This is a genomic window from Streptococcus sp. sy018, from assembly GCF_007859185.1.
Taxonomy (GTDB): Bacteria; Bacillota; Bacilli; order Lactobacillales; family Streptococcaceae; genus Streptococcus.
Window position 1 is genome coordinate 18455 of record NZ_VOHN01000004.1, and the last position, 24330, is coordinate 42784.

The 24330-nt window shown below is 39.0% G+C and carries 21 protein-coding genes; 14 read left to right on the forward strand and 7 right to left on the reverse strand.

Features of this window, described 5'->3' with window-relative positions:
- Window positions 1–47: 47 nt before the first annotated feature.
- Both FRX52_RS04285 and FRX52_RS04290 read right to left on the reverse strand, forming a co-directional pair.
- Window positions 48–1082 (reverse strand): M42 family metallopeptidase, encoded by a 1035-nt coding sequence (locus FRX52_RS04285; RefSeq protein WP_146538622.1) that lies wholly within the window; start codon window positions 1080–1082, stop codon window positions 48–50.
- Window positions 1079–3601 (reverse strand): bifunctional 2',3'-cyclic-nucleotide 2'-phosphodiesterase/3'-nucleotidase, encoded by a 2523-nt coding sequence (locus FRX52_RS04290; RefSeq protein ID WP_146538623.1) that lies wholly within the window; start codon window positions 3599–3601, stop codon window positions 1079–1081. The genes FRX52_RS04285 and FRX52_RS04290 overlap by 4 nt, the downstream gene beginning before the upstream one ends.
- A gap of 198 nt (window positions 3602–3799) precedes the next feature.
- Between FRX52_RS04290 and FRX52_RS04295 the strand changes: the two genes are divergently transcribed.
- Both FRX52_RS04295 and dtd read left to right on the forward strand, forming a co-directional pair.
- Complete coding sequence (locus FRX52_RS04295; protein ID WP_146538624.1) at window positions 3800–6019, forward strand: bifunctional (p)ppGpp synthetase/guanosine-3',5'-bis(diphosphate) 3'-pyrophosphohydrolase; 2220 nt, start codon at window positions 3800–3802, stop codon at window positions 6017–6019.
- A 5-nt stretch (window positions 6020–6024) separates the two neighbouring features.
- Window positions 6025–6468: a D-aminoacyl-tRNA deacylase gene (gene dtd / locus FRX52_RS04300; RefSeq protein WP_146495884.1), complete on the forward strand. Its 444-nt coding sequence runs from the start codon at window positions 6025–6027 to the stop codon at window positions 6466–6468.
- Window positions 6469–6483: 15 nt separating this feature from the next.
- Here the strand turns inward: dtd and treR are convergent, their stop codons facing one another.
- The gene (gene treR, locus FRX52_RS04305; RefSeq protein WP_146538625.1) at window positions 6484–7194 is read right to left on the reverse strand and encodes a trehalose operon repressor; all 711 of its coding nucleotides are present in this window, start codon (window positions 7192–7194) and stop codon (window positions 6484–6486) included.
- Between the two features lie 176 nt (window positions 7195–7370).
- Here treR and treP point away from each other — a divergent pair, with 176 nt between their 5' ends.
- From treP to FRX52_RS04330, 5 genes are all read left to right on the forward strand, one after another.
- Window positions 7371–9332 (forward strand): PTS system trehalose-specific EIIBC component, encoded by a 1962-nt coding sequence (treP, locus tag FRX52_RS04310; RefSeq protein WP_146538626.1) that lies wholly within the window; start codon window positions 7371–7373, stop codon window positions 9330–9332.
- A gap of 105 nt (window positions 9333–9437) precedes the next feature.
- The gene (gene treC, locus FRX52_RS04315; RefSeq protein ID WP_146538670.1) at window positions 9438–11060 is read left to right on the forward strand and encodes an alpha,alpha-phosphotrehalase; all 1623 of its coding nucleotides are present in this window, start codon (window positions 9438–9440) and stop codon (window positions 11058–11060) included.
- A gap of 62 nt (window positions 11061–11122) precedes the next feature.
- Entirely contained in the window at window positions 11123–13021 is a 1899-nt protein-coding gene (locus FRX52_RS04320; RefSeq protein ID WP_146538627.1) for a M13 family metallopeptidase, read from the forward strand.
- Between the two features lie 425 nt (window positions 13022–13446).
- Complete coding sequence (locus FRX52_RS04325; RefSeq protein WP_146538628.1) at window positions 13447–13731, forward strand: hypothetical protein; 285 nt, start codon at window positions 13447–13449, stop codon at window positions 13729–13731.
- Entirely contained in the window at window positions 13724–14281 is a 558-nt protein-coding gene (locus tag FRX52_RS04330) for a DUF6036 family nucleotidyltransferase (protein WP_146538629.1), read from the forward strand. The genes FRX52_RS04325 and FRX52_RS04330 overlap by 8 nt, the downstream gene beginning before the upstream one ends.
- 61 nt (window positions 14282–14342) lie before the next feature.
- Here FRX52_RS04330 and FRX52_RS04335 read toward each other — a convergent pair whose 3' ends face one another.
- From FRX52_RS04335 to FRX52_RS04350, 4 genes are all read right to left on the reverse strand, one after another.
- Entirely contained in the window at window positions 14343–15086 is a 744-nt protein-coding gene (locus FRX52_RS04335) for an ABC transporter permease (RefSeq protein ID WP_146538630.1), read from the reverse strand.
- The gene (locus FRX52_RS04340; RefSeq protein WP_186603344.1) at window positions 15079–15915 is read right to left on the reverse strand and encodes an ABC transporter ATP-binding protein; all 837 of its coding nucleotides are present in this window, start codon (window positions 15913–15915) and stop codon (window positions 15079–15081) included. Before FRX52_RS04340 ends, FRX52_RS04335 begins: the two co-directional genes overlap by 8 nt.
- 349 nt (window positions 15916–16264) lie before the next feature.
- The gene (locus FRX52_RS04345) at window positions 16265–17152 is read right to left on the reverse strand and encodes an XRE family transcriptional regulator (RefSeq protein WP_146538631.1); all 888 of its coding nucleotides are present in this window, start codon (window positions 17150–17152) and stop codon (window positions 16265–16267) included.
- Window positions 17153–17254: 102 nt separating this feature from the next.
- Window positions 17255–17566 carry a hypothetical protein gene (locus FRX52_RS04350; protein ID WP_146538632.1) on the reverse strand — a complete coding sequence of 104 codons (312 nt, stop codon included), beginning with the start codon at window positions 17564–17566 and terminating at the stop codon, window positions 17255–17257.
- A gap of 970 nt (window positions 17567–18536) precedes the next feature.
- Between FRX52_RS04350 and FRX52_RS04355 the strand changes: the two genes are divergently transcribed.
- From FRX52_RS04355 to FRX52_RS04385, 7 genes are all read left to right on the forward strand, one after another.
- A complete protein-coding gene (locus FRX52_RS04355) occupies window positions 18537–19880 on the forward strand; it encodes a DEAD/DEAH box helicase (protein WP_146538633.1) in 1344 nt (447 codons plus the stop codon).
- A gap of 109 nt (window positions 19881–19989) precedes the next feature.
- Window positions 19990–20805: a transporter substrate-binding domain-containing protein gene (locus FRX52_RS04360; protein WP_398586897.1), complete on the forward strand. Its 816-nt coding sequence runs from the start codon at window positions 19990–19992 to the stop codon at window positions 20803–20805.
- A gap of 9 nt (window positions 20806–20814) precedes the next feature.
- Window positions 20815–21603, forward strand: a complete 789-nt coding sequence (locus FRX52_RS04365) for an amino acid ABC transporter permease (RefSeq protein WP_146495898.1) — start codon at window positions 20815–20817, stop codon at window positions 21601–21603.
- Entirely contained in the window at window positions 21596–22339 is a 744-nt protein-coding gene (locus FRX52_RS04370; protein ID WP_146495900.1) for an amino acid ABC transporter ATP-binding protein, read from the forward strand. The genes FRX52_RS04365 and FRX52_RS04370 overlap by 8 nt, the downstream gene beginning before the upstream one ends.
- Window positions 22340–22346: 7 nt before the next feature.
- The gene (locus FRX52_RS04375; RefSeq protein ID WP_146461751.1) at window positions 22347–22571 is read left to right on the forward strand and encodes a DUF4059 family protein; all 225 of its coding nucleotides are present in this window, start codon (window positions 22347–22349) and stop codon (window positions 22569–22571) included.
- Window positions 22572–22596: 25 nt separating this feature from the next.
- Window positions 22597–23511, forward strand: a complete 915-nt coding sequence (trxB, locus tag FRX52_RS04380; RefSeq protein ID WP_146538634.1) for a thioredoxin-disulfide reductase — start codon at window positions 22597–22599, stop codon at window positions 23509–23511.
- A gap of 124 nt (window positions 23512–23635) precedes the next feature.
- Complete coding sequence (locus tag FRX52_RS04385) at window positions 23636–24313, forward strand: hypothetical protein (RefSeq protein WP_146538635.1); 678 nt, start codon at window positions 23636–23638, stop codon at window positions 24311–24313.
- Window positions 24314–24330: the final 17 nt, after the last annotated feature.

Here is a 24330-nt window from a genome sequence, read left to right on the forward strand (position 1 = left end):
TCAAGTCAGTTTTTAATAGAAAGGCTAGGGTAACTGTCCTAGTTTTTTTATTGACTGAGAGGGCTGTTTAGATAGATGTCAATCAATTGTTCGGTGGCTTGAATTGAGTCTAAGTGTGTTCGCTCGTAAGCATGACTTGATTCAATACCAGCTCCTAAGAGAGCGTGTCGCACCTCAGCACCTGCCGTCATAGCAGCAGACGCATCACTTCCATAGTAAGGATAGATGTCTAGTTGATAGGGGATTTGCTGTTTTTCTGCTAATTGAACCAAATGTTGACGCAAGCCAAAATGGTATGGGCCAGAAGCATCTTTGACGCAGATTGATACAGAATATTCATCTGTAGCTTGATCATCACCAATAGCGCCCATATCAACAGCCAAATATTCGACCACTTCCTTGGGGAGACTAGAGTTTGCTCCATGCCCAACCTCTTCAAAACTAGAAAAGTAAAAATGAGTGGTGTAGGGAAGGAGCGTGTTTTCCTTGGCATAATTTTTTAATAAATTAAGTAAAATGGCAGCTGATACCTTATCATCTAGGTGACGTGATTTGACAAAACCACTAGTGGTCACTTGGGTACGGGGATCAAATGAGATAAAATCTCCAACCCGAATCCCAAGAGCTGATGTTTCATCAGCAGATGTTACTTTTTCATCCAAACGAACTTCCATATTATCTTGATTGCGTTCCAATTTGCCTGAATCTCGGTAAACATGGACACTGGTTTGATGTAGGAGAATAGTACCGCTGATTTCTTTACCATTTTGGGCAAGATGAACGGTGCAATTTTCTCCCTCAATCGCATTGTAATTAAAGCCACCAACTAAGGCGATTTTCAAGCGACCATCTGGCTTAATGGCTCTAACCATGGCTCCCAAGGTATCCAGATGAGCAGTGACTAGGCGATGTTCTTTTTGATTATGACCGTCTAAGCTAACGAGAACACCATCTTTGGCAGTGCGTTTAGGATTATAGCCAAGATGAATTAACTCTTCAACCAAATAATCCATAATGGCTTTGGTATAGCCTGTTGGTGAAGGAATACTAGTTAGTTTGGTTAGGTAGTCTAAGGTTGTCATTTATTGTCTTTCTTTTTGTAACCAAATTTTGCGGCTAGACCAATCAAACTTAATCCCATGACTTGAAGAAGGGCAGATGTACTTGTACCTGTATTTGGTAGGCTGTGTTTTTCAGCTCGTGAATAATTAACAGGTTTAGCAAGGTCTTTACTTGAACTTGTCTGATGTGCAACTAATGGTTGTTTTTCAGGAACAACCCCTATGTTTGTCATAGGTGTCTTAGTTGGTTTTCCTGAAGTTGTTACGGTTGTTTGGTCTTGTTTTGGCGTGCTAACTTCTACAGCCTGTTCTGGAGTTTTGATTTCCACACTTGGTTTTGGAGTGGATGGTGTGTTTTGTGTATTTTCAATCACTTCTTCAGTCACCGTTTCTTGCGGCTCAAGATAAGTGAATCGGAAAGTGCCAAAACCTTCTAAACTGTTTGGTTCTAAATAGCTAATGCTTTGATCGGTACCAAGTAAGCTCTTAGCATAATCAGCAGTTCTAAAGCGTAAATCAAGTCCCTTGATAGTGTCAGCAAAACGCCAGTTATTGTCAGCACTTGGGTTGATCATTTTTTCAGAAACGATGTAGTTGATAATAGCTTGGCGATTTTCCAAGTTAAGGATGCGGTTTAGACTTGCATTTTTCACACCAGGGAAAGTACCGCTAGCACGGTAGTTGTTAGTGACTACAATAAATTCTTGTGCGTCGTCAATTTCTTTACCTTGGTAACGAAGATTTTTCACACGGTTGGCTGTTTCGTTAACCAATTTACCATCACGATCATATTTGTTTGGTTGAGTGATGTCATATTCATAAGTCAAACCGTCAATGATGTCAAAATTATAGGTACGGTAGTCGGTGTTGACCAAATCTTGTGGCTCTGTTTTATTTGGATCCACTTGGTTGAATTGACCAGCAGACATTTCTAACCATTCACGAAGGTCGGCACCTGTCACTTTAAGAATAGCAGTGACATTGTCATAAACATAAAGGTCAGCAACATTTTTGATTGCCAATGGTCCAGCTGGGATGTCTGTGTAGGCTGTTGGATCATTACGGGCTCCAGCCTTAAATGGTGCAGCAGCAGAAAGAAGTGGCAATTCGCCTTCAGGAGTACCAGTTAGTTCTTGTTTAACATACCAAAGTTGAGCATTATTAACGATTTGAACAGATGGGTCATCTTGAACAAGGGCAAAGTAGCTGGTGATTGGAGCAGTTGTTGTTCCGACTTGTTGACGAACATAAGCAACTGTTTTGTCATGTGTTTCTTGAGCCATTTGAACAAGTCTTTCATCAACGACTTCTGACTTGTTATCAATTTTACGTAGGCTACCTTGGCTCAACTCTTTATTGACTTGCCATTTACCATCAGTGTAAGTCACATTAAGATCAATGACTCCTAGACGGTCGCCGTATTTACCAGCCATGACAACAGGTGTTCCATTGATCGTTCCTTTTTCTAGGTCAACACCTGCAAATTGGCCGTAATAACTAGATGGAAATTCCGCGTGAGAGTGTCCTGTTACAAGCGCATCAACACCTTCTAGACTAGCTAGCTGGTAGCTGACATTTTCTTCCCCAACTGTGTATTCTTCATCTCCGATACCTGAATGGGCAGTGACTAAAACGAGATCTGCCCCAGCTTCACGCATGGTTGGAATCAATTCTTTAACGGCTTCAACAGCATCGCGAACAAGAACTTTACCTTCAAGGTTAGCCTTGTCCCAGTTCATGATTTGTGGTGGTACAATGCCTGTAATTCCGACTTTAAGTGAAACTTTTTTGCCATCAACATCTGTGAAGGTCTTAGTGACGACTTCATAAGTCTTAAAGATTGGTTCGTTGGTTTTCGCATCAATGACATTGGCATTGAGAATAGGTAGTGAAGAAGCTCCTACTACGCTCTTTAAAAATTCTAAACCGTAGTTGAATTCATGGTTACCGATATTGGCAGCATCATAATTTAATAATTCCATAGCAGCATACATAGGATGTTTTTCCCCTTCTTTGACAGGATCAACTGTCGCTGCATAAGTTCCTAGTGGTGTTCCTTGAATAGTATCTCCACTATCGATTAGGATTGTATTGCTATTTTCAGCCTTGGCTTCGTCAATTAGGACAGAAGTTTTTGCCAAACCGATATTTTGTGAGGTTTTATCTTGGTAGTAGTCGTAGTTGATGAGGTTGGTGTGGAGGTCAGTTGTCGAGAGAACACGAACATTGACATTTTGCCCTTCAACAGGTGCTAAATCTTCAGTTTCAGCTTCGGTAACAGCCATTGTAGTAACGACAGGCTCTGCTGATGTGCTTTCTTCTGTCACAGGTGTGTCACTGTCTGTACTAGCCGTTGAACTTTCAACTACTGGACTAGGGTTATCAACTGTTTCACCTGTAGTGCTCATTTCATTGGTAACAGATGTAGGTGGTGTCGTTGTATCCGTTATTTCTTGAGCTTGAACCAACTGGCTTGCTCCCATACTGGCAGCTACCAAGGATAAGAGTAAGGCACTCTTAGATAGATAGTATTTTGACATATAAAGCCTCCTTAAAATTTTCTTAACACCTCTATTTTAATCCTAAATGACGAAATTAGCAACTACTTTTTAGAAAACGATTTCATTTTTTATCTGGTCTTGATTTTTGGCAAGAATCGCATGATTTTTTATCATAAAAATGGTAAAATAGTCTATTATCAATCAAGAAGAAGACCTATTTGAAGGAGCCTATGCCAAATGGTAAAAGAAAAGAATTTAACAGGACAAGAAGTGGTTGAATTAACGGCAAGCTACTTGAGTGAAACAGATGTTGCTTTTGTTGAGAAAGCTATGAACTATGCGGTAGCTGCCCATACTGGCCAGTTTCGCAAATCAGGTGAGCCTTATATTATTCATCCTATTCAAGTGGCGGGTATTTTGGCAAACTTGCATTTGGATGCGGTAACAGTGGCCTGTGGCTTTTTGCATGATGTGGTAGAAGATACTGATATTAGTCTGGACGATTTGGCCTTTGACTTTGGTTCAGACGTTCGTGTCATTATTGATGGTGTAACTAAGCTTGGTAAGGTTGAATACAAATCTCACGAAGAGCAGTTGGCTGAAAATCATCGCAAGATGCTCATGGCAATGTCTAAGGATATTCGTGTGATCTTGGTAAAACTGGCTGACCGTTTGCATAATATGCAGACCCTTAAACACTTGCGTAAGGATAAGCAAGAGCGTATTTCGCGTGAAACGATGGAAATCTATGCACCGCTAGCTCATCGCTTGGGAATTAGCCGAATTAAGTGGGAGTTAGAGGACATGTCGTTTCGTTATTTGAACGAGACAGAGTTCTATAGAATTTCTCACATGATGAAAGAAAAAAGGCGAGAGCGTGAGGCCTTGGTTGAAGAGATTGTTGGGCGGATTACTTCTTACACTAATGAACAAGGCCTTTATGGTGACATTTACGGTCGTCCCAAACACATCTACTCGATTTACCGTAAGATGCGCGATAAGAAAAAACGCTTTGACCAAATTTATGATTTGATTGCCATTCGTTGTGTCATGGAAACGGCTAGTGATGTCTATGCCATGGTCGGTTATATTCACGAACTTTGGCGTCCTATGCCAGGGCGGTTTAAGGATTACATCGCAGTACCTAAGGCCAACGGTTACCAGTCTATTCATACTACAGTTTATGGCCCCAATGGCCCGATTGAGATTCAAATTCGGACTAAGGACATGCACCAAGTGGCTGAATATGGTGTGGCAGCCCATTGGGCTTATAAAAAGGGCATAACTGGTAAGGTCAATCAGGCTGAACAAGCTGCTGGCATGAACTGGATTAAAGAGTTGGTTGAGTTACAGGATGATTCCAGTGGTGATGCGCGTGAATTTGTAGATTCTGTTAAGGAAGATATTTTTACTGAACGCATTTACGTTTTTACACCAACTGGAGCTGTCCAAGAATTGCCAAAAGATTCTGGGCCAATTGATTTTGCTTATGCCATTCATACCCAAGTAGGTGAAAAGGCGACTGGTGCCAAAGTCAATGGGCGTATGGTGCCTTTAACAGCTAAGCTTAAAACAGGCGATGTGGTAGAAATTATCACGAATAGTAATTCCTTTGGGCCAAGTCGTGATTGGATTAAAATTGTTAAAACCAATAAGGCCAGAAATAAGATTCGCCAGTTTTTCAAAAATCAAGACCGTGAGTTGTCTATCAATAAAGGACGAGAGTTGCTAGTTGCTTATTTTCAAGAGCAAGGCTATGTGGCCAGTCGATTTTTGGATAAAAAGCATATTGACATGATCTTGCCTCGCTTGAGTGTCAAAAGTGAGGAGGCTCTGTATGCAGCCATTGGTTTTGGCGAACTAAGTGCCATTAGCGTTTTTAATAAATTGACCGAAAAAGAGCGCCAAGAGGCTGAACGAGCTAAGGCCAAGGCAGAAGCCGATGAGTTGGTTAATGGCGGCGAAATCAAACAAGACAATCGTGAAGTCTTAAAGGTGCGTAGTGAAAATGGCGTCATCATCCAAGGGGCAAGTGGTTTGTTAATGCGGATTGCCAAGTGTTGTAATCCCGTTCCAGGTGATAGAATTGACGGCTACATTACCAAAGGACGTGGAGTGGCGATTCACCGTAGTGACTGTAACAATATCAAGAGTCAAGACGGTTATAATGAACGCTTGATTGAGGTTGAATGGGATGGTCAGGATACGCATAAGGAATATGTGGCAAACATTGATATTTACGGTCTGAATCGTAGTGGACTTCTCAATGATGTTCTCCAAATCCTATCGACCAGAACCAAGAACATTTCTTCGGTCAATGCTCAATCAACCAAGGATATGAAATTTGTCAATATTCACTTGAGTTTTAGCATCCCGAACCTAGCTACCTTGATGGCTATTGTGGATAAGATTAAGGTTGTGCCAGATGTTTATAGTGTGAAACGAACGAACGGGTAAGTAAGATGAAAATTATTGTGCAACGTGTCAAAGCTGCCAGCGTTCATGTAGCAGAACAAGAAATCTCAAGTATTGACCAAGGTTTACTACTTTTGGTTGGTATTGGTCCTGATGATAATCAAGATGACTTGGCTTATGCTGTTCGTAAATTAGTGCATATGCGAATTTTTGCTGATGAGGCAGATAAGATGAATCGATCTGTTCAAGATATTGGCGGTCAGATTTTATCGGTGTCCCAGTTTACGCTTTTTGCCGATACTAAAAAAGGCAATCGCCCAGCATTTACAGGAGCAGCCAGTCCAGACTTTGCTAAAACATTTTATGAAACGTTTAATCAGCAACTCTCCCAATACGTTCCAGTTAAAGCTGGTATCTTTGGTGCTGATATGCAAGTCAGTCTGGTTAACGATGGCCCAGTGACCATTATTTTAGATACAAAAAACAGGTAAGTTAATTTACCTGTTTTATTTTTTTCGTTTAGCAAAGTCAACAAATTTGAACTTGTCGAGCTTATGTCGGCTTTCAGTAAATTGAAATTGTTGACCATCAGCGAGAAATACTTTGGATTTGACAGAAACTACATGCTGATCGCCATGTAAATCAAGATAAATCTGATCGGTAGCTGTCACTTGCTCAATCGTGATTTCTTTTTGAGCGTAGGCAATATCTAGTTTTAACATATGTTCCAAGTAGGCATAGATAGAATATTGGGCAATATCTTTATTGATATTTGGTACCAGTTGCTTATCCAAGTAATCAATATCTAATACGGAAGCAACTCCATCTACCTGTCTTTGACGAGTGATTCGCCAAACGATTGCCTTGTTGGTAAAACCAGTTGTTTGAGCTTGCTTATCATCAAGGATAACCTTGTCCAAACTGATGACTCGTGTTTTTGAAGGCATGCCTAGATGTTGGACTAATTCTTGATAGCTGGTCAATTCAGAAATTGGAAATTGAATCTGCTGTCTGTGAATGACCTTAGTGCCCACACCTTGTGTGCTTTCAACAAGACCGGCCTCATTCAACAGGCGAAGCGCCTTTCTGATGGTGTCACGACTGGCTGAATAGGTTTTAGTTAGGGTCAATTCGGAAGGTAAATACTGACCAACAGGATAGTGTTGTTTTTTAATCTTATCTTGTAAGTCCTTAAAAATGATTTCGTATTTTTTCATTTGTTTCTCTCAATGATTACTTGTCTGTTTTTTAGCAGACAAGAGTTTTATTTTACCAAAAAAATGATAAAAAATAAAGCATACAAGTTGCATACAGAAATAAAATCGCTTACAATAGGGTTAGAAGTAACTTTATAGACCATTTTTGGTTGTTAAAAAATATGAGGAGTCATCAAATGGGAAAATTTGAAAAAGAAGCCAAATTGCTGCTTGATGCAGTAGGTGGCAAGGATAATATTTCTGCTGTATCGCATTGTGCCACACGGATGCGTTTTGTGTTGTTTGACGATAGTAAAGCTAATGTAGCAGCGATTGAAAAAATTTCAGCCGTTAAGGGTACCTTTACAAATGCAGGACAGTTTCAAGTCATTATTGGTAATGATGTGCCAATTTTTTACAATGACTTTACAGCCGTTTCAGGCATTGAAGGGGTGTCAAAAGAGGCAGCTAAGGCAGCAGCCAAGAGTAATCAGAATGCTATTCAGCGTGTGATGACCATGTTGGCTGAGATTTTCACGCCAATCATTCCAGCCATTATCGTCGGTGGTTTGATTCTAGGTTTCCGTAATGTCCTAGAAGGTGTACAATGGTCATCTCTAGGGGGTAAAACCATTGTTGATGTATCGCCATTTTGGAGTGGTGTCAATCATTTTCTTTGGTTGCCAGGTGAGGCCATTTTCCACTTCCTACCAGTTGGGATTACTTGGTCAGTAGCACGTAAGATGGGAACCACTCAGATTTTAGGGATTGTTTTGGGGATCTGTTTGGTTTCGCCACAGTTGCTAAATGCCTATGCCGTAGCAGGCACACCAGCTAAAGAGATTGCAGAAAACTGGGTGTGGAACTTTGGTTCGTTTACTATCAACCGTATTGGTTATCAAGCACAAGTTATTCCAGCCCTTTTGGCAGGTCTATCACTATCTTATCTAGAAATCTTCTGGCGTAAACGCATTCCAGAAGTAGTATCGATGATTTTTGTGCCATTCTTGTCTTTGATTCCAGCCTTGATTTTGGCTCATACGATCTTAGGACCATTTGGTTGGGCAGTTGGTAAAGGTTTGTCAGCGATTGTTTTAGCAGGTTTGACAGGTTCCTTGAAATGGTTGTTCGGCGCAATTTTTGGAGCTCTGTATGCACCGTTTGTTATCACAGGCCTACATCACATGACCAACGCGATTGACTCACAGTTGATTGCTGATGCAGGTGGTACAGCCCTTTGGCCAATGATTGCCCTATCAAATATCGCTCAAGGTTCAGCCGTACTAGCTTACTACTGGATGAATCGTAAAAATGAACGTGAAGCACAAATTTCGCTGCCAGCGACCATTTCAGCCTACCTTGGGGTAACTGAGCCAGCTCTTTTTGGGGTCAATGTCAAATACATCTACCCATTCGTAGCCGGGATGCTTGGTTCAGGTCTAGCAGGTTTGTTGTCAACCATGTTCAATGTGACTGCTAATGCCATTGGTATCGGTGGTATTCCTGGTATCTTGTCAATTCAGCCAAAATACATGCTTGCTTTTGCAGGTATTATGTTGGTGGCGATTGCCGTACCATTTATTCTAACCGTATTCTTCCGTAAAGCTGGTATCTTAACTAAGGTAGAAGATGCTGCAATGAAACTAAGTCAGGAAGAAGCAGTTGCCGAAGCTAAAAAAGAATCTACTTCAGTGGGGCATCTCGTTGACTTGTTTAGCCCAATGGCAGGTGAAATCAAGCCTTTGAGTCAAGCAACAGATCCAGTTTTTGCTTCAGGTGTGATGGGGCAAGGGGTTCTTATTGAACCAAGTGATGGTAAAGTCGTTGCGCCATTTGATGGAACGGTGTCTGTCTTATTCCCAACCAAGCATGCAATTGGTTTAGTATCCGATGCAGGAGTAGAAGTGCTAATTCATATTGGTATGGATACCGTTAGCTTGGATGGCAAAGGCTTTGAAGCTTATGTCAAACAAGGTGAGCGTGTCGCAGCAGGTGATACCTTAATTAACTTTGATTTGAATGTGATTAAAGCTGCTAATCTAGTTAGTGAAACACCAATTATTGTAACCAATCAAGAACAATTCCAACCAGATGTTGTTGGTCAACTACCTCGCCAAATTAAACGTGGTGAAAGCTTGCTAACAGCTAGTCGTATTTAAGTGGATTAGCTAGCATTTAAAAGAAAAAAGAGGGTCAAGATGTCGATAGCGGCTTCGCCATATCGCCTTGGCCCTTTTGAAATGAATAAGGAGAAAAATACGAACATGGCATTTGATAAAAGTCAGGTAGTTTATCAAATTTATCCCAAATCTTTTAAAGATACTACTGGAAATGGTGTCGGAGATTTACGAGGCATCATTGAAAAACTTCCCTACCTCGCCGAACTAGGAATCGATATGGTCTGGCTCAATCCGTTTTATCCTAGTCCACAACGGGATAATGGTTATGACATCTCAGATTACAAAGCAGTCAACTCTCTTTTTGGCACGATGGCTGATTTTGAAGAGATGATTGCCAAAGGTCGAGAATATGGCATTAACTTTATGTTGGACATGGTACTCAACCATTGTTCAACGGAGCACGAATGGTTTCAAAAGGCCTTGGCTGGCGATAAATTTTATCAAGATTTTTTCATTCTTCGAGATGAACCAACAGACTGGGTGTCAAAATTTGGTGGCAACGCTTGGGCACCTTTTGGTGATACTGGCAAGTATTATCTTCATCTATTTGATAAAACCCAGGCAGATCTCAACTGGCGTAATCCCCATGTGCGACAAGAACTGATTGATGTTGTTAATTTTTGGAAGGTAAAAGGGGTCAAAGGGTTTCGTTTTGATGTGATTAACTTGATTGGTAAAGATGAGATTTTAGAAGATTGCCCAATCAATGATGGCAAGCCAGCCTATACTGATCGTCCGATTACCCATGACTATCTGCATGAACTCAATCAAGCTACCTTTGGTACAGAAGCAGGGTTTATGACAGTAGGGGAGATGTCGGCAACAACCATTGAAAACTGCCTACTTTATACAGCCCCAGAACGAGAAGAACTCTCTATGGCCTTTAATTTCCATCATCTCAAGGTGGATTATGACCAAGGTCAAAAATGGACGATTAAAGCCTTTGATTTCAAGGAACTGCAAGGACTTTTCCACAGTTGGGGACAAGAAATGAGTGAGGGAAATGGTTGGAATGCTCTCTTTTATAACAACCATGACCAGCCACGAGCCCTTAATCGCTTTGTTGATGTTAAGAACTTCCGTGAGGAAGGAGCAACCATGCTGGCAGCGTCAATTCATCTCTCACGAGGGACACCCTACATCTATATGGGTGAAGAAATTGGCATGCTAGATCCTGATTATGATAGCATGGCTGATTATGTTGATGTTGAAAGCATCAATGCCTATCAAATGTTATTAGAGCAAGGTTTATCAGAAGACGAGGCTTTTGCCATCATCAAGGCCAAGTCCCGTGATAATTCACGCACACCAATGCAATGGGATAGTAGTAAGCACGCAGGGTTTTCAACCACGACACCATGGCTTAAGGTCGGTAAGACCTATCAAACCATCAATGTGGAAACAGAAAAACAAGGCAAGATTTTTCCATTTTATCAAGACTTGATTCGCTTGCGTAAAACCATGCCTTTAATTGCTGAGGGAGAATATCGGGCTGCTTATGTCGATAGTAATGAAATCTACGCCTTTGAACGTCATTTAGGGCAAGAACAATTACTGGTGTTGAATAATTTCTTTGGTCATGAGGTGACAGTAAATCTTTTGTCAGATTATCAAAGCGGTCAAGTGCTTTTAAACAACTATTCAGATGTGGTTTTAGGTGAAAAAATAACCTTGAAACCTTATCAAACCCTGGCAATTTTAAATTAAAAACGGTCAGTAACTGAAAATTTTGATAAAATAGGTCTAAGACAAAACAAGGAGGCTATTATATGGTACGTTTACAAGATGATTTTTATCAAGCGGTCAATGGAGCTTGGGCTGAAACAGCAGTGATTCCAGATGACAAACCAGCGACAGGGGGATTTGTTGAGCTGCACAATGAGATTGAAGCACTCATACTAGAAACAACAGAGAATTGGTTGGCCGGTAAAGATTTGCCAAAAGATAATCCTATTTTAGAGAACTTTATCAAATACCACCGACTCATCAGTGATTTTGAAACTCGAGAACAATTAGGTGTGACACCTGTCCTGCCCTTGATTAAGGAAATGCAGGAACTGACTTCTTTTGCTGATTTTACCAGTAAGATTGCTGAATATGAACTAGCCGGTAAGCCGAATCTCTTTCCCTTTGGCGTAGCACCAGACTTCATGGATGCCACAACAAATGTCCTTTGGGCAGAAGCACCAAGTCTGATTCTGCCAGACGTGACTTATTATGAAGAAGGGCATGAAAAAGGTCAGGAATTGTTAGCTATGTGGCGTCAAGCGGCGACAGACTTACTTAGTCAATTTCCATTTTCACAAGAAGAAATAGCTAAGATTTTAGATCAGTTTATTGCCCTAGATGCCAAGCTAGCCAACTATGTCCTATCCAATGAAGAAAGTTCTGAGTATGCCAAACTCTATCATCCTTATGACTGGGCTGACTTTACCAAGTTAGTACCAGAATTGCCATTGGATGAGATTTTCTCTAAGATTTTGGGGCAACTGCCTGATCGGGTGATTGTGCCAGAAGAACGTTTTTGGTTAGAGTTTGCTAAGGAGTATTTCTCAGAAGAAAATTGGCCAGCCCTACAGGCGTCTTTAATCTATGCTGCAGCAACCCAGTGGACTAGTTATTTGACAGATGACATCCGTGTCCTAGCAGGAGCTTATCGTAGGGCCTTATCAGGTACGCCAGAGGCCATGAATCCACAGAAAGCAGCCTACTATTTGGCAGAAGGTCCATATAGTCAAGCCTTGGGGCTTTGGTATGCTGATAAAAAATTCTCCAAGGAAGCCAAGACTGATGTTGAGAAAAAAGTAGCGACCATAATTGAGGTGTACAAGGAACGACTAGCTAAGAATGACTGGTTGGCTCGAGAAACCATTGAGCAGGCCATCGTTAAACTGAATGGCATAACAGCCCATATTGGCTATCCAGAAAAGTTACCAGAAACCTACGCTCAAAAAATGATTGATGACAATCAGTCACTCTTAGAAAATGCTCAAAAATTGGCGCAAATCTCTATCCAGCATAGTTGGAGCAAGTGGAATCAACCCGTTGACCGTGATATCTGGCACATGTCAGCCCATGTGGTCAATGCTTATTATTCACCACAACAAAATCAGATTGTTTTTCCAGCAGCGATTTTGCAGGCACCTTTTTATTCACTAAATCAATCATCATCCGCCAATTATGGTGGGATTGGTGCGGTGATTGCCCATGAAATTTCCCATGCTTTTGATACCAATGGCGCATCCTTTGATGAACATGGTAGCTTGAGAAACTGGTGGACAGATGAGGACTACCAAGCCTTTACTCAAAGAACCGATCAAGTGGTCGCTCAGTTTGATGGTTTGGATTCTTATGGTGCCAAGGTGAATGGTAAATTAACGGTTTCTGAGAATGTTGCTGATTTGGGTGGCTTGGCAGCGTCTTTAGAGGCAGCCAAACAAGACAAGGATTTTTCAGCAGTTGATTATTTTACTAATTTTGCGAAGATTTGGCGACTCAAAGCTCGTCCAGAGTTTATGCAGATGCTAGCGAGTGTAGATGTTCACGCACCTAGTCATTTGCGTACCAATGTTCAATTACCAAACTTTGCTGACTTCCACCAAGCCTTTGACATTAAGGAAACAGACGGCATGTGGCGAGCAGAAAAAGATCGTGTGATTATTTGGTAAGCCATTTATTGATACAAAATAAAAAGAGAGTTTTCCTAGCTCTCTTTTTATTCTTGTTTTTCCAAACGGGTTTTATCTCCTCACAGTTGTGATAAGCATATTTCCAAAGGGAGTTATCCATCTCACAACTTATTTTAGTTTTGCTCCTTTTGGGCAAAGCTGCTCACAAGACTTTTGTGCTTTTCCCAAAAAGGGCAGACGTGCTCACAGCTGTGAGGAGCATATTTTCAAAGGGAGTTGTCCTCCTCACAAGGTTTTTGTTTTTATCCTAAGAAAAAATTAGCAATCATGATATTTTGCAAGAATAAGTCATTTTACCAAAAGATGTGATAAAATAAAGCTATAAAGTAAATAATTAAGTGGAGACTTGAACGGTTATTAGCAGAAGAATAGCAATAAGAATTTAGCATGTAAGGGAGAAAACAATGGATTGGTATCATTATATGATAGAGGCGGCTCAACAGTCACGTTTTAATGCTAGTCACTGGTTTCGTTATTTGCGAAAAGTTATTTTTGAAGACTATTCTTATTTAACTAATGAAGATGTCAAAAAATTACTTTCTTCCAAAGAACTGACAGATTTTCAAAAGGTTAGTTTAAAATACGCTGTTCAAGAGAATAGCCCAACTCATGACTATGTGGTGTCCTTAAATAAACCTGCCAAGTTAGCTAATGTTCAAAAGTTGATGGAGAAATACAAACATGGATAAAATGAAACCTGTTTTTGAAGCCTTAAATCATGAGTTATCTCAAGAAAATCTTCAGTTAACGATTATTTGTGTTGGTGGTTATGTTTTGGAATACCACGGATTACGTGCCACACAAGATGTGGATGCTTTTTATGAAGAAAGTCAAAAAGTAACGGAGCTTATCGCTCGTGTAGGTCAGCAGTTTAATCTTAACACTTATGAAGAACTATGGCTCAACAATAGTGTTGCTAGTATGAACAAGCAGCCCCCTTTAGATGTATGTGAAACCTTATATTCATTTGAACAGTTGACTGTTTTAATGGTTTCGATTGAATATGTTCTGGGAATGAAGATGGTTAGTATCAGAGAGCAAGACTTGAAAGATATTGGTGCGATTATTAAGTATAAGAGTCTTCATTCACCATTTGACACTTTTGATGCTTTGAAAAAGATGGGCTTTGATAAACTTGATTTTTCTGTACTTTTAGAGGGATTTAGTTATGCTTATGGTATGGAGTGGCTAGAGAACTTCTTTAAGGATAATCAGGAAAAATTGAGAAAGTATTATTGAGAATTTGAAGATAAAAGGCTACTTCCTTTTGGAAGTAGCCTTTTATCAGATTTTCATCAATTTATTTTTTCCATGGTAAAACTTGTAGCTTATTAGGCTTAACGTTAACCTTACTTTCTCCTAGTTTCTTACTTTTCTTAATTGCGACATAGCTAAGTGCAACTAAAAGGATGTTCCAAAGGACAAGAACCTTAATAGATTGATCACCAAGAGAGAAACCTGTATCTGTAAAGAAACGGGTATAGGCACTCATAAAGGTATAATCGACAAATTCATTAAGACTCTCATTGGCACTAGCAAACATAGGTAGCAGTGCAACCAGGAAGGTAAACGGAAGAGCATTGACTTGAGCTTTAGCTTGTGTTGATGACAACAAACCGATACACATATTGATAAGCATTACAACTAATGAAGTCAGTGCAGTGACGACAATATATTCCCAATACAATCCATCTAATTTAGATTCTGTTAAAAAAGGCAACAAAATCATTGTAATTACGGTCATCAGTACCGGATGGATTAAAACAGATAGGATATATTCGTTATATCGAACGCCACTCAAAAGCAATGTTTTTAACATGTTTTTTTCTTTTTCTTCTGCGATGATGGTAGAAATCATACCACCAATAGACATTGAAATTGCCATAGACAAGCAGACGAACATCAAAGTCATTCCAGAAGCATCCATAAATTTTTTGTAGAGGAACAAAAGCATATATGGCAATAACATTTGAATCGATAGATTTTTATTACTGATCAAAATTTGATTTCTTAACCAGACTAAGGCATTTATTCTTCTAAGCATTTAATTTCTCTCCTGTTAATTTGATAAAGATATCTTCTAATGTCGGTTCACAAGAATGAATAGCGATAACATGAGATAAATCAGTTTGATTTAGCTGAGCAAAAAGGATTTCTTCTTGTTCAAAATCAGAGTAGGTCAATTTGACTTTTTTGTTTTGATTATATTTTTGAATAATATCTCTAGGTTCACCTCGTTCAACTAAATGACCTTTATTTAATAAGACTAATTCATCACAAAGCAAGGTTGCCTCATTCATGTCATGTGTTGTAAGGAATATAGCAGTTCCTTTGTTTTTTAAATCCAGTAGTAATTTATGAATAGACTGAGATGTAGTTGGGTCTAATCCACTAGTAGGCTCATCAAGAAACAACACTTTAGGTGCGTTAATCAAGGCACGAGCGAGTAACATCCGTTGTTTCATTCCAGTTGATAATTTCTCTGCAAGTGTTTGCTTGCTATCGTAAAGTCCTACACTTTTTAATAGTTCATCAATTTTACTATTAGGAACACCATATAATTTTCCGTAGAGTTGAAGATTTTTCTCTAGTGATAACTTTTCGTAAAAACCACTTTTATCACTAACAATTCCGATAGTTTCTAAGTCAGAGGCTGATAGATGTAATGAGTATTTATCAAGCAGCATGCCTTGTCCTTCATTCGGAGATAGCTGACCTGTTAAGATATTAATCATGGTTGTCTTACCTGATCCTGATGGACCTAGGAAACCGAAGATTTCCCCTTCATAGACTTTGAAACTAATACCATTTAAAGCAACGTTATTGCCAAATGATTTTGTGATGTTATCAGATACAATCATTGCTTTTTTCATACTCATACTCCCTCTCGTTATAATTCTAAAACATCTATTGTTTTAATTTTTTCTTCTTGATCATAAACAAGTTCTGCCACTTCTTGAGACTCTAAGTAGATAATTTTGAATAGCTTATTATTTACTGTAACCCGACATAAACTACTCTTATTTGTCTCATTTTTGATAATAACTTTTTGACATTCGACAAAATCGGTGACAAGTTCATACTTCATCCAGAGTACCAAAGAACTGCGACTAACAGGGCCATCATAATCATAGCTATTCTCCTTTCTCTACTTAGTTTTAAGTTATCTTTTTGATGATTCTAGTATAAGATAAAAATAAAAAAAGTAACATGACATTGATGTCAGGTTACTAAATCATTGTCGCGTTCTTTCTCTAAATTTTTAACTAATACATCGTCATTTAACATCTTAGCAAAAATAATAGCTTTTTCATAAAGTTCTACACTCTTGTTTTCATTATTTTCTACCTTAAAATAATATTTAGCTTCAAATAGATAAACTAATGGTTTATGTTGAAAATGATTAGATTCTTTAATAATTTCACGTAGTACCTTGGTATAAGTTAAATAATCTGATTCATTTATTTGAGAAAGTATAGAAATAACAATACGCTCTAGTAAATACATTGAATCAAGATCACTATAATCAATGTACTTTAGTATTTTTTTAGAAAGTGTATCAAAATGTTTTCGGTCTTCTAATCCTAAAGCACAACAGAGAAAATAGACATTTATAATAAGCAAATCATTGTAAGTATATTTTTTCTTTTTTAGGACCTGATGAAAATATTCTTCTAAGAGACCTATACCAAACCCAGAATCTAGGCTACTAAATACGTTGGCATGAACTTGTAGTACTTCTACTAAGAGTTGTTCTTCTTCTGGCAAAAAGTCGTAAAATTGATTATAAATTTCATCAAACATTTCCTCTTGCTTAGCAATTCGTTCCGCATCACCATAAGTATGAAATCTAATAAGTTTATTTTTTAATTCCAAATAACGTTTAGGAAGTTCAATATGATGGATATCTACCAATTCATTGATGCTGACTTCTAACTGATTAGATAAATAGATTAACTTAGGAATGGTCGCCATAGACTGTCCATTTTCAATTCGAGCTAATTGTCTAATGGTTATTTCTGACTCGTCATTACATATGTCAGCTTGAGTCAATCCTTTATTCGTCCGAATCGTTTTAATTCTTTTACCAATCTCTACTTTTATATCCACACTTGACCTCTATCTGAATTTTTTCATCAATAATAACAAAAAGTGATTAGAAATTCAACCACATCTTGTTCAAATTATTGGGGTTGCAAGATTTAAGGAGTTTCAATCGCTTATTAGATAATCTTTTTTCAAAATCTCAATCATTCCTGACATAACCTTGTCAGAAAAGAGTTTTGTTTTAGGTAATTTTATATTGATTTGTTCTTTCAAAGAAACAAAGTTAGCATCCTTATTTTCAGAAAAACATTTATTTATCAACAATATCAAATCATCTCGTTCTTTTAGAGTCAATTCATGTTGTAAACAAAATAAACTAAAGGAAATTGGTCGTGTTGATGAATGGCCATTTAGTTCTGCTAATTCAGAAACAGCACTTTCCAGTAAATATAAATGTTCTAAAATATCTTTGTCCATAGACATCTTTCTCCTTTCAAGTACTGATAATCAGATTCTTACGGTGATTGAATGAGACTAACATCACTTTCTGAAAACACACCTTCTCCAGTTTTTATAGGTATATCATACAATAAATGCAACAATAATGTGATTAAAAGTGAAACCTCGTTACTATAGAAATACAACATCAGAAGATAAAAAAGAACGGTTAGATAAAGTTGAGCAAGATCTATTGGCTGAAATGAGAAAAATAACGTTATATTGCTATAGCCTCATTAGTCAAATAGATCCTGTATAAAATTTTCTATTTCATCTTTTTAAAGCCTAATAAAACGCCAATAGTGTCTGCAAATGATAGTAGAAGATCAATTAAATTTCCCATAAAATTCTCCTATTGATTATCTTTAAGGTTTAGTTATTATTATTCTAGGGTTTTTAAGGAACGAAGTCAATGAAAAAATAAGCCGATTACGATTGATTCAAACGTCGCAAGCTAGTCTGACGAGCTAACGGCTGTCTGTCTAAAAAGGACAGAGGTTATCACAGTAGTGATAAATATATTTCCAAAAGGTTTTACTCATCTCACAAGTTATTTTAGTTCTGCCCTTTTTGGGCAGAGCTGCTCACAAGACTTTTGTGCTTTTCCCAAAAAGGGCAGACGTCCTCACAGTTGTGATGAGTATATTTCCAAAGGAAGTTGTCCTCCTCACAAGGTTTTTGTGTTTGTCCCAAAATGGGCAAGTTAGCTTGCCGTATATTTTTCTTCATTTCCAAAAGAGGTTCATGAACTTATTTGATTTTTGCAATCAAGTGTTTTAAGAAATAGTGGCTAGGAAAAGTAATGCGTAGAGTCATAGTAAAGATTCTTCGTCAAAAGGTCTAATCATCAAATCAATAAAGCAGGTACTTGCTTTTTTATCAGCAATTTTCTAGCTGAATAAAGCCTAAAGTTTTTGGTTTATCAGCTTTTTTTGTTATAATCAAAGGTATGAAGTTTACAGATTTTAAGTTTAAATCCTATATTCAAGAGGCTTTAGCTGACTTGAATTTCCAAGAACCAACGCCAGTTCAGGAAAAATTGATTCCCTTGGTGCTATCAGGTCGTGACATTGTCGGTGAATCGAAGACAGGGTCAGGTAAGACCCATACCTTTTTATTGCCGATTTTTCAGACCTTAGACGAAGATAGTTCTGAGGTGCAGGCGGTTATTACGGCACCTAGTCGTGAGTTGGCAACACAGATTTATAAGGCTTGTCAGCAGTTAGCAGCTTTTTCATCAGTTGATGTTCGCTTGGCTAACTATGTTGGTGGGACAGATAAGGCTCGACAGGTTGAGCGTTTGCAGAGCCATCAGCCACATATTGTTATTGGTACCCCTGGACGCGTCTATGATTTGGTACAATCAGGTCACCTTGATATTCATCGTGCTAAGACCTTTGTGGTTGATGAAGCTGACATGACCTTAGATATGGGCTTTTTAGATACCGTGGATCGTATTGCTGCTCGTTTGGCTAAGGATGTGCAGATTTTGGTCTTTTCAGCGACGATTCCACAAAAACTCCAGCCTTTCTTAAAAAAATATCTGACCAATCCAATTATGGAAAAAATCAAGACGCAAACTGTTATTGCTGATACCATTGATAACTGGTTGGTGTCAACCAAGGGACGTGATAAGAATGGTCAAATTCTTGAAGTGATTCAGTCGATGCAACCCTATTTGGCGATGATTTTTGTCAACACCAAAACTCGTGCAGAAGAACTCCATCAGTTCTTGATCAGCAATGGTTTGAAAGTGGCGAAGATTCATGGGGATGTCCCACCACGTGAACGTAAGCGTATCATGAATCAAGTCAAAAATCTGGATTATCAATATATTGTGGCAACTGATTTAGCAGCCCGAGGCATTGATATTGAAGGCGTCAGCCATGTCATCAATGATGAAATTCCACAAGATTTGAGTTTTTTTGTTCACCGTGTGGGACGTACGGGTCGTAATGGTTTAAGTGGCACAGCTATTACCCTATATAAACCAAGTGATGACTCTGACATTCGTGAGTTGGAGAAACTGGGCATTAGTTTTGTCCCTAAAATGCTAAAAGATGGGCAATTCCAAGACACCTATGACCGTGATCGTCGTTTGAACCGTGAAAAAACACGTCAAAAACTCGATACTGAAATGATTGGTTTGGTTAAAAAGAAGAAGAAAAAGATTAAGCCAGGTTACAAGAAAAAAATTCAGTGGGCAGTTAATGAGAAAAGACGCAAGGAAAAACGAGCAGAATTACGAGCTAAGGGTCGTGCTGAACGTAAGGCGAAAAAACAAACTTTTTAAGCTAATCATGGCTTGATAATCAATTGTTATCACCTCCATAAAAAAATCTTATTGGGCAAGAAGAAACTCTTGTGCTATACTAAGAACACTGATAAAAGGAGGGTCGTCGATGATGAAAAAGTTACTCAAGTTAACATTGCTGATAGGTGTGTTGGGACTTAGTCTATGTCGTCAAGTGTCAGTGGTTGCAAAGACAGAAGTTGTCGTAGCAACCGATTCAGATACGGCTCCTTTTACTTTTAAGGACGAGAGTCGTTTTACTGGTTACGATATTGATGTTTTACGAGCTGTTTTTCAAAATCAAAAGGATTATCAACTGACTTTTGAAACAGTCCCTTTCTCGTCTATTTTGACAGGCTTGAATGCAGGTCGCTATCAACTGGCTGCCAATAATTTTAATTATAGTTCAGAACGAGCAGCAAAGTACTTGTATTCCACACCAATTTCTAAGTCCAATTACGCCATTGCTAGTCAAGATGGTTATGCTAGCTTGACTGAGTTGTCTGGTAAGTCAACCTCGGCTTATACTGGTGCCAACTACACCAAGGTCTTAGAAGATTGGAATCAAGCCAATCCTGATAAAGAACCGATTGAGATCAATTATGTTGCCAATAGTGTGCCTTTGGCACAACGTTTACAAGATGTGGAATCGGGTAAGATTGATTTTATCTTATTTGATGCCATTTCGCTCCAAACCCTCAGTCAAGATCAAGGGATTGATGTGACGATTAAAACCGTTACAGAGCAAGTTGGGACAGATAAAGATGGCTTGGAGTATTTTCTCTTTGCCAAGGATAAGGAAGGCAAGGCCCTACAAGCCTTTGTCAATCAACGTTTGGCGATTTTAGAAAAAAATGGTGTCTTACAAAAACTCAGTCGTCAGTACTTTGGTGATGATTTTGTGACACCAATTAAGAAAAAATAAAGGAAAAATATGGATAAATTAGTTGCAGCAGGTTGGTATGCCAATCTGGTAGCCGGTCTGCCTGATGGAAAATTATTTAGTTGGCGAGCAGTTTTTAATGCTATTCCAAGTATTTTGGAGCAGTTGCCCATTACCTTGGGACTGACTCTAGGTGGAGCTGTTTTTGGTCTGCTTCTAGCCCTACTTTTTGCCATTGTTAAAATCAATCGGACCAAAGTGCTTTATCCGATTCAAGCAGTTGTGGTTAGTTTCTTACGCGGAACGCCGATTTTGGTGCAACTCATGTTGAGTTATTATGGGATTCCCCTGTTGTTGAAAGCTCTTAATCAATCTTATGGTTTGAACTGGAATGTTAACAGTATTCCAGCTTCTGTGTTTGCCATTACGGCCTTTGCCTTTAATGAAGCAGCCTATACGAGTGAAACCATTCGTGCAGCCATTCAAGCGGTCAATAGTGGTGAGATTGAAGCGGCTAAAAGTTTAGGGATGACATCTACTCAGATTTACCGTCGTGTCATTATTCCCAATGCAGCCGTGATTGCAACACCAACCTTGATTAACACCCTAATTGGTTTGACCAAGGGGACATCTCTGGCATTTAATGCGGGAATCGTGGAAATGTTTGCTCAGGCTCAAATCCTTGGTGGGCGAGATTACCGTTATTTTGAACGTTTTATCTCGGTAGCTATGATTTATTGGTTGGTCAATATTGTGATTGAATCTGTTGGTCGTTTCTTGGAGAAGAAAATGGCTATTCCATCACCAGAACAGGTCAAACAAGGAGGTCGTCATGATTAAAATTAGTCATTTGACCAAGGAATTTTCAGGTCAAAAGGTCTTGAATGACTTGAATTTAGAGATTAAAAAAGGTGAAGTCATTGCTTTGGTAGGGGCATCAGGTGCTGGAAAATCAACCTTTCTACGTAGCCTAAACTACTTGGAACAAGCTGATTCTGGCACCATTGAAATTGAAGATTTCAAGGTAGATTTCACCAACATTAGCAAGGACGACATCATTACCTTGCGTCGTAAGTTGGCCATGGTTTTCCAACAATTCAATCTCTTTGAACGCCGTACAGCCCTAGACAATGTCAAGGAAGGTCTAAAGATTGTCAAAAAATTATCAGATGAAGAAGCAACTCAAATTGCCAAAGTAGAATTGGCAAAGGTTGGTCTGTCTGATCGTGAAAACCATTATCCCCGTCACCTATCAGGTGGGCAAAAGCAACGGGTGGCGCTAGCTCGTGCCCTTGCCATGAAACCAGATGTGCTTTTACTTGACGAACCTACGTCTGCCCTTGACCCTGAGTTAGTCGGTGAGGTGGAAAAATCAATTGCTGACGCAGCCAAGGCAGGTCAAACCATGGTTTTGGTTAGTCATGACATGAATTTTGTCTATCAAGTGGCAGATAAGGTGCTATTTTTAGAAAAGGGACATATCTTGGAACAAGGTAGCCCAGAAGAGATTTTCCGTAACCCTAAAGAAGCTAGAACCAAGGAATTTTTCGCTTCTTATAACAAACAATACATTTAATACACTTATGCTCATCAATATTTTTAATTTTTATTTACAAGGTCTGTTGTGGGCGATTGTCTTTACGCTTGTTGTTGCGATTATTTGGCTACTTTATCGGGTCAATCGCAAGTTAGATCCGACAGTAAAGGAAAGACAGGCTGCCCTGTATGACACCATGATGATGGTTTTGATTAGTATTCCCATTTTATCATTTGCCTTTATGGCCCTGATTTTGATGATTAAGGCTTAGAAACTGGTTAAGAAAAGGAGAAAGCATGTACGACACGCTAGTTATTGGTGCAGGTCCAGCTGGGATGACTGCAGCCCTTTATGCAGCTAGAAGTAACCTCAAGGTAGGTCTGTTAGAACAGGGAGCACCTGGGGGGCAGATGAATAATACGGCTGATATTGAAAATTATCCTGGTTTTGACTTGATTTCTGGACCAGAGCTATCGATGAAGATGTTTGACCCCTTAGAAAAACTGGGTGTTGAACACCTCTATGGTATTGTGACGACCATTCAAGACTTGGGTCAAAGTAAATTGGTCAAGACCATGGATGGTGAATTTGAGGCCAAGACTGTGATTCTTGCAACAGGTGCCAAACACCGCTTACTTCAGGTGCCAGGTGAAGACACCTATGCCAGTCGAGGGGTTTCCTACTGTGCAGTCTGTGATGGTGCATTTTTCCGAGATCAAGATCTTCTTGTTGTTGGTGGAGGTGATTCGGCAGTTGAAGAAGCTCTATTTTTGACACGTTTTGCCAAATCAGTGACCATTGTTCATCGCCGTGATCAACTCAGAGCCCAAAAACTTCTACAAGACCGAGCTCTTGCCAATGAAAAAATCAACTTCATTTGGGATAGCGTGGTCAAAGAAATCAAGGGGAACGATGTTAAAGTGACTAGCGTTGACATTGAGAATGTCAAGACTGGTCAAGTGACCAATCACGCCTTTGCAGGTGTTTTTATCTACATCGGACTTGATCCAGTATCGCAGATGGTAGCTGACTTGCAAATGACAGATGACAATGGTTGGATTCCAACAGACGATAAAATGGCAACCAAGGTGCCAGGTATCTTTGCCATTGGTGACGTTCGCCAAAAAGACCTACGTCAGATTACGACAGCTGTCGGTGACGGAGCGACCGCAGGTATTTCAGCCTATCACTACCTAACAGAACACAATTAAAGCAGAGAAAACTCTGCTTTTTTTGATGTGAAAGAGTTGACAAAAGAATTACTCAGTAGAATGTTAATAAACCTTTCTAACCGCCTTAAAATATGCTATGCTTAAAGAAAGGGAGGTGCTTTTAATGATTGATTATTTATTTGTTTCTCCACTTGGCTGGAGTCAACATGTTTGGGACAAGTTGTTAAAATTTCCAGTTTTCGCTAAGGGTAAATGCGATTTTGTTAATTTTTTAGATGAATCTTTTTCAGCAATTACTCAAGAAGAAGTAGAAGCAAGTTTATTGGAAAAAATGAAAAACTTATCTTCTAGTGGGACAGTGATTGCTTCTTCTTATGGCAGTTTAGTCACCTTATCTGTTTTGGCAAAAGCCCAGTTGCCGATTGCTCGCTTGGTTTTAATTTCAGGATTAGAAGAAGTGCCATCACAAGCAGATTTGGATGAGATGTTTCAAAAGGTTGTTGACGAAAGTTATACCGACATATCAGGGTATTTGGACATGATGTTGACAGGAGAAGAACAAAAAGACAGTATTCTTTGTCAGATTCTTGAGTATAATTTACAGAAAAAAGAAGAAAGTTTCCAACCACTTCTTAGTCAATTTAATATCTATGCTTACTTGAGTATTTATGCTGGACTTAATCCTAGCTATCTTTTGGAACAAGTGAATCAACTGGTTAAGCAGCTAACAGTTTTTTCAGAGCAGACTTTGACCGTTTCTCATATTAAGATTCTTCCAGAAGATCATCTGTTGATGTTAACTCAACCTAAACTTTTGTATCACCATCTCATCAACCCTTAGCGTCTATTTTTCACTTA